Origin of the sequence: Sneathiella sp. (assembly GCF_029233945.1) — a bacterium.
GTDB lineage: Bacteria > Pseudomonadota > Alphaproteobacteria > Sneathiellales > Sneathiellaceae > Sneathiella.
The window spans coordinates 1-10286 of sequence record NZ_JARGOQ010000033.1 but is presented as its reverse complement, the minus strand read 5'-3'; the positions used below and the strand labels follow the sequence as shown (position 1 = coordinate 10286).

At 52.4% G+C, this 10286-nt stretch carries 9 protein-coding genes; 5 read left to right on the top strand and 4 right to left on the bottom strand.

From position 1 onward, the window contains the following. The 5 genes from P1U71_RS11670 to phnE (P1U71_RS11650) all read left to right on the top strand — a co-directional run. Nucleotides 1–2808 (top strand): type I secretion C-terminal target domain-containing protein (locus P1U71_RS11670; RefSeq protein ID WP_301105782.1); only part of this gene is annotated, 2808 nt, incomplete at its 5' end. 395 nt (nt 2809–3203) lie between these two features. Further along, nucleotides 3204–4166: a phosphate/phosphite/phosphonate ABC transporter substrate-binding protein gene (phnD, locus tag P1U71_RS11665; protein WP_301105781.1), complete on the top strand. Its 963-nt coding sequence runs from the start codon at nt 3204–3206 to the stop codon at nt 4164–4166. A 33-nt stretch (nt 4167–4199) separates the two neighbouring features. After that, entirely contained in the window at nt 4200–5024 is an 825-nt protein-coding gene (gene phnC, locus P1U71_RS11660; RefSeq protein WP_301105780.1) for a phosphonate ABC transporter ATP-binding protein, read from the top strand. Then, nucleotides 5021–5836, top strand: a complete 816-nt coding sequence (gene phnE / locus P1U71_RS11655; RefSeq protein ID WP_301105779.1) for a phosphonate ABC transporter, permease protein PhnE — start codon at nt 5021–5023, stop codon at nt 5834–5836. Before phnC ends, phnE (P1U71_RS11655) begins: the two co-directional genes overlap by 4 nt. A gap of 1 nt (nt 5837) precedes the next feature. After that, on the top strand, nt 5838–6656 hold the full coding sequence (phnE, locus tag P1U71_RS11650) for a phosphonate ABC transporter, permease protein PhnE (protein WP_301105778.1): 819 nt from the start codon (nt 5838–5840) through the stop codon (nt 6654–6656). A gap of 97 nt (nt 6657–6753) precedes the next feature. Here phnE (P1U71_RS11650) and P1U71_RS11645 read toward each other — a convergent pair whose 3' ends face one another. The 4 genes from P1U71_RS11645 to P1U71_RS11630 form a co-directional block, all read right to left on the bottom strand. Continuing rightward, nucleotides 6754–7614, bottom strand: coding sequence for an alpha/beta hydrolase (locus P1U71_RS11645; RefSeq protein WP_301105777.1), 861 nt, complete (start codon nt 7612–7614; stop codon nt 6754–6756). A 105-nt stretch (nt 7615–7719) separates the two neighbouring features. Next, the gene (locus tag P1U71_RS11640) at nt 7720–8394 is read right to left on the bottom strand and encodes a nitroreductase (RefSeq protein ID WP_301105776.1); all 675 of its coding nucleotides are present in this window, start codon (nt 8392–8394) and stop codon (nt 7720–7722) included. Between the two features lie 71 nt (nt 8395–8465). Beyond that, entirely contained in the window at nt 8466–9428 is a 963-nt protein-coding gene (locus P1U71_RS11635; RefSeq protein WP_301105775.1) for an alpha/beta hydrolase, read from the bottom strand. A gap of 22 nt (nt 9429–9450) precedes the next feature. Beyond that, nucleotides 9451–10286, bottom strand: an 836-nt coding sequence (locus P1U71_RS11630; RefSeq protein WP_301105774.1) for an acyl-CoA dehydrogenase family protein, incomplete at its 5' end; no start/stop codon positions are given.

Genomic DNA, 10286 nt, shown 5'->3' with positions numbered 1-10286 from the left:
TCGGATGCGAATATTATCAGCATTGCCAACGGTCAAATTACCGTGGCCGATAACGAGGGTGATCCGCTCACCGTAACGATGGTGGAACCTGCTGTCGCGCTTTCCTCCGGTGGAGAGGCAGTGACTTGGGCAGGTGACGGAACCCAGATCTTGATCGGCAGCACAGTTTCCCTTGGTGAAGTTATCCGTATTACCATGGATAACGACGGCAATTTCCAGATTATGCTCACCAATCCGCTCGATCATCCCAATGGCGGGGGAACAACGGCTCTTGATTTCGATATTGTTGTTGATGCGTCCGATGGAGGCGCCGTGGCAAGCGGCGCACTCACCGTTTCAGTCGAGGATGATATACCGACAGCCGCTGGCCTGGCCCAGTTCACCATAAGCACACCGGCAACCATTAACTCGAACGCCGTTGATAGTTTTGGGGCGGATGGTGGCACCATGCTAAATGTCAGTATGGGGGGCTATACCTATCTTTATGACCCCGACGCAAACAGTATTTCCGAAGCAGGCATCTCCGAAACCGTGACCGGTTACAGCTATAATACCGGGACCCATATCCTGACCATTGACAACATCAAGGGCGAAACACTGACTGTCAATGTCCTGACCGGGGCCTACAGCTTTACCGCGACTGGGGTATCAGGTATTGCGCCAACGGCCAATGTTGCGCCGGAAGTCGGAACGGGCGATCAGGGAAATCTTCTGGGGCTGGTTGGCGCGGACGTGCTCGGCCTGATCGATCTTGGAAATAACCAGTTTTTCACCGCAACGGATGCCAATAACAATATCGAAAGCGTCGTTATTGAATATTCAACCTTGATCGGTCTCGGCGCCTTCGAATTCAACGCTTCTCAGGAACTCGCCGCAGAGTTGGGCCTTGATGTTACGATCGTGAATAGCAGTATTCTCCTCTCGGCTTCATCCGAATTGACGATTACAGCACTAGACGGAGGCTCAATCGACAATGCCAAGCTGAACGAACTGTTGGGCACGATCACGTTCGATTCCGGATTGCTAACTGTTGACCTGATCAACTCAATCACCATTTCGGCGACGGATATAGACGGGCTGAACGCGACCGTCGGGGCGAACACTCTGCTGAACGCGGCACTTCTTCAGGCAACCCCGCCTTCGGAAATTATCGAGGGCACGAATGGAGGGGAGACACTAAACGGCGATGCATCGGAAAATCGCATCTACGCCTATGGTGGGGACGATACCTTAAATGGCGGCGACGGAAATGATATCCTCCGGGGTGGCAGCGGTGAAGACAACCTCGCAGGTGATGCCGGTAACGATATCCTGATTGGCGGCGCGGATGATGATACGCTAACCGGCGGAACTGGCGTCGATATTTTCACATGGGAAGAAGATCATGAGGCCACTCCGGGCACACCGGCCGTGGATACCATCACTGACTTTGACATCTCCAGTCTTTCAAGCGGCGGCGATGTCATCGACCTTGGCGATCTTCTGGCTGGAGAAGGTGTTATCGGGACCGACCCTGGAAATCTCGCCAACTACCTTCATTTTGCAGCGAGCGGGCCGGATACAATCCTCTATATCAGCACAAGCGGCAATTTTTTTGGCGGCTTTACTCTTGCAAGTACTGATCAGCAAATTCTGTTTCAGAATGTCGACCTGATTGGAGATGCGCTTACCGATCAGGAGATAATCGCAGGCCTCCTTGTCAGTGGAAAATTGATTGCGGATGAAGCGGGTAGCGACACAGTTTTCCTTGGCGGACATACAGATGCCGGGTTTGTGCTGACCGACAATGACGGAGACACTGCCACCACCTCGACCCGCTTCGACAGTTCCGGCCTGACGGCTCCACCTGCGGGGAACAACGCGCCAGTTGTTCAGGTAAACGGCGCCTTTCTCAATTTGATCGATCTCAGCGCTCAGGATCTTTCGGCATTTGATGTTGACGGCAATTTAAAGCGCGTCGAAATTGCCTATGCGCCGTTGCTAAGATTGGGGTTAACGGCCCTGACACTTTCGGCATCAACAGACCTCGCCAATGAACTCGGCCTGACAATAACAATTGAAAATGATTCTGGCATTATCGGATTAATTGCCCCCTCCTCCGTTCTGACGATCACGGCGGCGGACAACGGCACGATCGACAACCTCGCTATCAATGAATTACTGGCCACCGTCCAATTTAACCAGAACTGGCTTATCGATGGCGTAGAGGTCCTGAACGCGACAGTCATTAGGGCAACAGATGACCTTGGCGCCTCATCAAGTGACACACTGGCGACCCTGCTTGGTGGCGGCGCACTCAGCCTGCTGAACACCAACACAAACATACAGGAGGGCACGGCCGGCATCGATAACCTGATCGGAACTGCTCTCGCCGATCGCCTTTACGGATATGACGGTGGCGACCAGATGACCGGCGGCGCAGGCAATGATCTTCTACGCGGTGGTGCAGGGGCCGATTCCCTAGATGGCGGTGAAGGCAATGATATACTTTTTGGCGGGGCTGGCGCTGATATCTTCCAATATACCAACGTGAATGACGGCAACGACCAGATTCTCGATTTCGATTTCGGAGGCGACGGAGATACAATTGATCTCGATGCGCTTTTCGATGCACTCGGGATCAACAATCCCGGAACCGCTGAGAATGACCGTGCAGATTTGGTTACCCTTGACAATAGCAGCAGCCCGGGAAATACCGTGCTGACGATCGACGCCGCCGCCAGCTTTTCAATAGTGGTTTCAGGCGACCTAGGCACAGATACATCCAATCTGAGTACTATCGGAATTTTTGTTGGCGACGAGAGTTGACAACGCTCCCGTTTGATTAAGAAGGCCTTAAAACCTTCCGAAGCATGAGTGCTTTCAACTCTCTGCGCTCTCCGGGCCACTATTGCGCTTTACCATCGATTATTGTTGCTTAATGCTAAAGTATGATAGGCTAATATTTCGTGATTTGAATTCATGCGTGAAAGAACGAGAGACAACATCTGCTCTAATGCTTTAGGCACAAATAAAAAAGAATCGCTTCTGGCGCTTTATTGGGAGGTAAAGCGCATAGTCACTTGAAGGACCAAACTTTAATGTAACAAAACCTTCACGGGATTTTCGTTTATGCAAACCGTACAGTCCTCCCGCAATGTATTTTAGGGGAAACCAAAGAATAGTATTTTGCAGTTACATTCTTGAATATATGGAGGAAATTGATGGCTCTTAAATTGCTGGGCAAGGCTTTTGCCATTGCCGCACTGGCACTTACCGCGTCGACCGGTGCACAGGCGGCGTTCACACTCGATTCCCGTTTCACTGATAGTGACGGAGATCTAACCGCAGATACGCCGACTGATCCGTCGCAACAGATCGATCCCGACACGCTTATCTTTGCCTATACGCCAGTTGAGGATCCTGCGGTCTATGCCAAGGTCTGGGACGGATTTCTGAAGCATATGGAAGAAGTAACCGGCAAAAAAGTGCAATTCTTTCCTGTTCAGTCGAACGCCGCACAGCTAGAGGCCATGCGTGCAGGCCGTTTGCATATTGCGGGCTTTAACACGGGTTCAAACCCAATCGCTGTTGCTTGTGCCGGGTTCAAATCTTTTGCCATGATGGCGCGCGAAGATGACAGCTTTGGCTATGAGATGGAAATCATCACTTACCCGGGTTCCGGCATTGAAAAAGTTGAAGACATCAAGGGCAGCAAACTGGCCTTTACATCTGAAACCTCTAACTCCGGCTTCAAGGCCCCTTCTGCCCTGCTCGCCAGCGAATTTGGTATGAAAGCGGGCACGGATTTCGAAGCCGTCTTCTCCGGCAAGCATGACAACTCGATTCTCGGGGTTGCCAACAAGGACTATCCGGCGGCGGCAATTGCCAACTCGGTAATGAGCCGTATGATCCAGCGCGATGTGATCAAAGCAGATCAGGTCAGCACAATCTACAAATCCCAAACATTCCCAACCACCGGTTACGGCTTGGTCTATAACCTGAAGCCGGAACTGCAGGAAAAGATCAAGTCGGCATTCTTCAGCTACGACTGGGAAGGCTCAGCCCTCGAAGAAGAGTTTTCCAAGTCTGGCGAGGCGAAATTCATTCCAATCACTTTCAAGGAGCACTGGGATGTCATTCGTAAAATCGATGATGCCAACGGCGTCTCCTATGACTGCCAGTAACGGCACTCCGTTAGTATAATTGCGAGGTAATATATGCTCCGCGTAGACAATTTGCGGAAGCGTTATCGGACCGGGGACGAGGCGCTGAAAGGCGTCTCGTTTTCTGTGCCCGCTGGCGAAGTTGTCGGGCTGATCGGCCCGTCCGGCGCAGGAAAATCAACCTTGATCCGCTGTATCAATCGACTGGTTGAACCAACAGATGGCGATGTTTTTTTGAACAACCTGAATGTCACGAAACTCGGCCGCGGCGATCTGAAGCGTGCGCGCCGCCGTATCGGCATGATTTTCCAGGAATACGCCCTTGTGGAGCGCCTGAGTGTAATGGAAAATGTGCTCTCGGGACGATTGGGGTATGTCTCTTTTTGGCAAAGCTTCAGCCGCCGCTTTCCCCAAGCAGATGTGGACAAGGCTTTTGCCCTGCTCGAACGTGTCGGATTGACCGATCATGCCGACAAGCGCGCAGACGCCCTTTCCGGCGGCCAGCGACAGCGTGTCGGCATCGCCCGGGCACTGGAACAGGACCCGGAATTGTTGCTGATTGATGAACCAACGGCGAGCCTTGATCCGAAGACATCTCGCCAGATCATGCGCCTGATCACCGAAATCTGCAGGGAGAGTAATCTGCCTGCGATTATAAACATTCATGACGTGCCGCTGGCGCAGGCATTTGTTGATCGTATTATCGGATTGCAGGACGGCGAAGTCGTCTTTGACGGTCCCCCGTCCGACCTGACCGAAGAAGTCCTCACCCGTATCTATGGTGAAGAAGACTGGACCAGCATGAGTGGGGACTCTGACGAGCCTGATAATAATCATCCAGCCTCCCCGAAGAATGAACCCGCGGCGGAGCTGGTATGACGACGGAGCAAATGTCTGCTGTCAAACCGCGTCTATGGCGTAAAAAGCCCTTTATCAAGAACGCCCTAACCCGCTGGAGCCTCTATCTTGGTGCGCTGGCTTATCTTGTGCTGGCGACTTCTACAGTGCCGGTCAACTGGTCGCGTGTGTGGGAGGGCCTTGATCGAGGGTGGCGCTTTGTTGAAGGATTCCTGGTGCCCGATTTTGCCTCACGCTGGGGCGACATCGTGATCGGCATGCAGGAAAGCCTGACCATGACAGTGACGTCAACAGTGGTCGGAATATTGATTTCTGTGCCAATCGGCATTGGTGCGGCGCGCAATATTGCACCACCCCCGGTTTATGTGCTCTGCCGCGGAATTATCACATTGTCACGCAGCTTTCAGGAAATAATCATCGCAATCCTGTTCGTTGCCATGTTCGGATTTGGACCGTTTGCAGGCTTTCTCACGTTAAGTTTTGCAACCATCGGCTTCCTCTCCAAACTGCTGGCAGAAGACATCGAGGATATCGATGAATCTCAGACGGAAGCTGTTCGGGCAACCGGCGGCGGATGGTGGCAAATCGTCAATTATGCGATCCAACCGCAGGTGATGCCGCGTCTGATCGGACTTTCACTTTATCGACTGGACATTAACTTCCGGGAATCTGCCGTGATCGGGATCGTCGGTGCCGGTGGGATCGGCGCGACGCTCAATACCGCAATCGACAGATACGAATATGATACCGCCGGTGCAATCCTCATTGTCATAATACTGATTGTCATGGTCGCGGAATACAGCTCGGGCTACGTCCGAAAATGGGTGCAATAATATGCCGATAGGAAAGACAGAGACCGGGAAGCCCATCTGGATGCATCGTACGCCGAAAGCCAGACTTGCAATGTGGGTTGGATGGCTGGCCCTTGTCGCGCTATTCATCTTCTGCTGGCAGGTTATGACCCAGGGAACCATATGGTTCTTCGTATATGATGCGCCGCGTCAAGCCGCCGACATTGGATCGCGCATGTTCCCGCCGAAATGGAGCTACATGAATGAACTTTGGTGGCCGTTGTGGGACACCATCAACATCGCAACGTTGGGCACGCTTCTTGCGGTTATCATGGCCGTGCCCGTGGCATTCCTCGCGGCGCGGAACACAACGCCGAGTATACGTTTTGTCCGGCCCATCGCACTCTTCATCATCGTCTCCTCTCGATCAATAAATGCTCTAATTTGGGGGCTTTTACTGGTGGCAATAATTGGTCCGGGAGTATTTGCCGGTATTATCGCTATCGCCCTCCGCTCCATCGGATTTATTGCCAAGCTGTTATATGAAGCCATCGAGGAAATCGACGAAACCCAGATCGAGGCGATTAACGCGACGGGTGCCTCGGCGTTGCAACGGCTTGATTACGGGATTACGCCACAGATCACGCCCGCCTTTGCTGGAATCACGGTATTTCGATGGGACATCAATATTCGGGAGTCTACCGTCCTTGGACTGGTCGGCGCAGGCGGGCTCGGCCTTAAGCTCCAGGCATCGATCAATGTGCTGGCCTGGGGACAAGTGACAACGATCTTTATTGTGATCCTCGCAACCGTCATAATCAGCGAATGGGTATCCGCCAAAGTCCGTCACAGCCTGATCTAATACATAGAGCGGATCATGTTGTAAAAACTCGCAGTCGCACGAGCTAAAATCCGCCTGTTGATGGTTCGTTAGCGCCCTTGGGTGCCATTTTTAGCTATCACAAAAATTCCCTCAAGTCTGCGGTGAACTTGTCAAACTGATCATGGTGTAACCAATGACCTGCTTTGTCGTAATTTTTCACGATGGCATTCTTGAAATGCTTTATGCGCCCGTCATCAACCGGATTTGAAGCCCAACTGTCATTGCCGTAGCACAGCATTGTCGGGCAGGTGATTTCGCTCCACAATGCTTGGGTATCCTCCTGGCTGATGTCAGACGGTCCCCAAACACGCATATAGTTATCAAATTTCCAGCTGAATGTACCGTCCTCATTCTGGTTGACGGCGTGGGTTGTCAGATGCAGGGCCTGCTCATCTGACAAATGCTTGTTTTCAGCCTTCATGCGTGCAAGGGCATCCTCGAATGTATCATAGCGCCGATGCAAACGGGCACTTGCCGCGCGTTTCTGATCAATCCAGTCACGCCAGCGTTTGGCAATTGGGACGGCTTGCGCCTCCTTGATCATTTTGGGGGATGATCCTAGCCCTTCTATCGCGACAATCTTTCTGACATTCTCCGGATAAAGACCCGTATAGCGGAGTGCAATACTGCCACCGAGGGAATGGGAAACAATCGTTACCGGGCTCAATTCCTTTTGATGGATAAGCTGGGCGATATCATATACATAGCTCTGGACATTGTAGTTGCCATCCGTGGACCAGCCGCTGTCTCCATGCCCCCGCAGATCTGGTGCAATGACATGCCAATCGTGACGCAGCTCCTCCGCTACCCAGTCCCAGTTCCGGCAATGATCACGCCCGCCATGGATAAGCAACAACGGCGGCGCGTCCGGATTTCCCCAATCCACATAGTGAAGCTTAATACGCTGCGAAATATAGCTATTTGAAGTCGGGCCCATGGGCTGTTCCCTTTGATATTCACCTGAGTGTGTTTGGATATACTATAAGATGATTTAACGGATTTGGTCTATCTGGAGAAATTTTTCAAGAAGAGAGATTTACCTTCAGTCATCGAATCCGATGAAGGTTGCAACTTCCTCAACCGGTCTGCGGGTAGAGACAACTGCATTTGCCGGAAAACTATCGTCCGGATACCCCATGGCAACCGCCGTTTGGATCACATGGTTTTCGGGAATACCCGCATGTTCCCTCACAACAGGGGATTGCATGATGCCCTGACTATTGATGACGGCGCCGACACCCCGGCTCCAGGCGGCAAGCACCAGCCCATAGGTTATTGCCCCGAGATCAAAATGGCGGATATCCCCTTGCAGTTCTTTATCATAGGCAACGATAACCGAGACCGGCGCATCGAACTGGCGAAACCCTCGCAGCACCCATTCCTGACGCCGTTCCGCGTCGTGACGTTCAATTCCCATGGCCTCAAAAAGCTGAACAGCGACTTTCACCTGACGGTCGCGATGAACACCCTCATATTTATCTTCAACTCGAAACTCTCTGGATGACGGAACGCCCGCAAGGTTTCGCTCTGTGTTACCTGCACGGATGCGATCTAATGGCTCTCCACTGATCACGTGCAAATGCCATGGCTGCGTATTCATGGACGACGGCGCGCGTGCGGCAATATCGATTATTTCCTTCAACACATCTTTCGGAATTGGATCCGGCTTGTAGCCGCGAATAGAGCGCCTTCCGCGCACAATAGTATCGAAGTCCATTATATTTTCTCTTATTTTTATATGTTTAGTAGACACATGGAAATCTTGCGGGCGGAACATAGGGCCTTACTTTAAAATTCCTCTTCAAGGAAGGACTGTGTTGCCCTGAAAAGCTGTTCCCGCCGTCGCTCAAGCAATGCTGAATGCGTTGTTTTTCCAACAATTATGTAGCGGCGATGCGGTGCGTTGGCCAGTTTATGAAAGATCGTTAGCGCGCCTTCGGGCGTAGTCTCGATATCCTTTTCGCCCACGATGACCAACGTCGGGACCGTAATGTTGGCTGGATCATACTGGAAAATTCCCTGCGACCAGCGGCAAACCTTGTCATCCACAACCCCCGTCGGGGCACGTAACATTGGCGGATCATGCTCGCCTGACCTTGGATCGCTGGCAATCGCCTCCTCCAGCCATTTCTGCTGCCAATCGGGCTCGATAATATCCTCTATTTCCGATGGATCAAGACCATGCTCCCATCGGGTCTTGATCGATTGGGCATCCACATAGCGATAAGCCGCTGTTGGCCGGTCGTTTCCGATCAGGGACGCGCCGGAATTCAACATACTCGTTCCATAAAATGCCAGCCGTTCGACCTTGTCATTGTTTTTGGCCGTATAGGCGCCAGTAATTAATGTCCCCCAAGAATATCCCAGCAGCTGCAATTTCTCCATATTGCGCTTTGCCAATATATACTCGACCATGTTGCCGAGATCGGCCACCGCGACATCCGTATGCACAATCGGCCCATTGGCTTCTGCCACCTGCTCCATTTCCGCCGGACGGTCGGAACGTCCATAGCCACGGATATCCATCAACCAGCAATCGAACCCGGCCTCGGCCAGCGTATCCATCCAGGAGTAGCCCCCCGCGACAAAATCAAACGTCACTGACGACGGATATGTTGCCCCATGAACAAACAGCAAAGTCCGGTCCGGCCGACCCAAAACGGCATCCGCCCGTCGTTTATTTCGCAGGAAAATGCGCAGTTCATGGTCCCCGGAAGGGACCATGAGCTCTTCAACAATCATGTCTTTCATGATCACTCCTGTTTTTCAGGTTCTACCATGCATCGTGTTTTTGTGCCTCAGCGCGGCCGACAACCATATGATGCACTTCGTCCGGTCCATCTGCGAAACGGAGATGACGCTGATTTGCATACATGCCCGCAAGAGGTGTCCAATGGGACATTCCGGTTGCGCCATGTATCTGGATCGCCTGATCGATAATTTGACATACTTTTTCCGGCACCATGGCCTTGACCGCACTGACATAGACACGTGCTTCCCGGTTACCGAGAACATCCATGGCTTTGGCCGCCTGCAGCACCATCAGGCGCATGGCATCGATTTCGATGCGAGCGCGGGCAATCAGCTCAAGGTTCTTACCGAGCTTCAAAATGGTTTTGCCGAACGCTGTCCGGCTACCAGCCCTCTTCACCATCAACTCCAGGGCTTTCTCCGCCTGGCCAATTGACCGCATGCAATGATGAATGCGTCCAGGTCCGAGCCTTACTTGCGAAATTTCAAAGCCACGCCCTTCACCCAACAGCATATTCGCTTCCGGGACACGCACGTTATTGAACTTAAGATGCATATGACCACGCGGCGCATGATCTTCTCCAAATACCTGCATCCCCTCGATAATCTCAACGCCGGGGGTATCGATCGGCACCAGAATTTGGGATTGCTGCTTCGACGACGGTGCATCCGGGCTGGTCTTCACCATGGTGATCATGATTTTACAGCGGGGGTCCCCGGCGCCAGAGATGTAGTATTTTTCGCCGTTAATGACCCATTCGCCATTTTCCAGACGCGCCGTGGTGCTGATGTTCTTCGCATCAGAAGAGGCCTCTCCCGGTTCCGTCATCGCGTATGCCGACCGAATTTCGCCGTTCA

Bases quoted from the DNA above. Each gene is read 5' to 3' on its own strand.
- phnD (WP_301105781.1), top strand. From the start codon at position 3,204: ATGGCTCTTAAATTGCTGGGCAAGGCTTTTGCCATTGCCGCACTGGCA.
- phnC (WP_301105780.1), top strand. From the start codon at position 4,200: ATGCTCCGCGTAGACAATTTGCGGAAGCGTTATCGGACCGGGGACGAG.
- phnE (WP_301105779.1), top strand. From the start codon at position 5,021: ATGACGACGGAGCAAATGTCTGCTGTCAAACCGCGTCTATGGCGTAAA.
- phnE (WP_301105778.1), top strand. From the start codon at position 5,838: ATGCCGATAGGAAAGACAGAGACCGGGAAGCCCATCTGGATGCATCGT.
- P1U71_RS11645 (WP_301105777.1), bottom strand. From the start codon at position 7,614: ATGGGCCCGACTTCAAATAGCTATATTTCGCAGCGTATTAAGCTTCAC.
- P1U71_RS11640 (WP_301105776.1), bottom strand. From the start codon at position 8,394: ATGGACTTCGATACTATTGTGCGCGGAAGGCGCTCTATTCGCGGCTAC.
- P1U71_RS11635 (WP_301105775.1), bottom strand. From the start codon at position 9,428: ATGAAAGACATGATTGTTGAAGAGCTCATGGTCCCTTCCGGGGACCAT.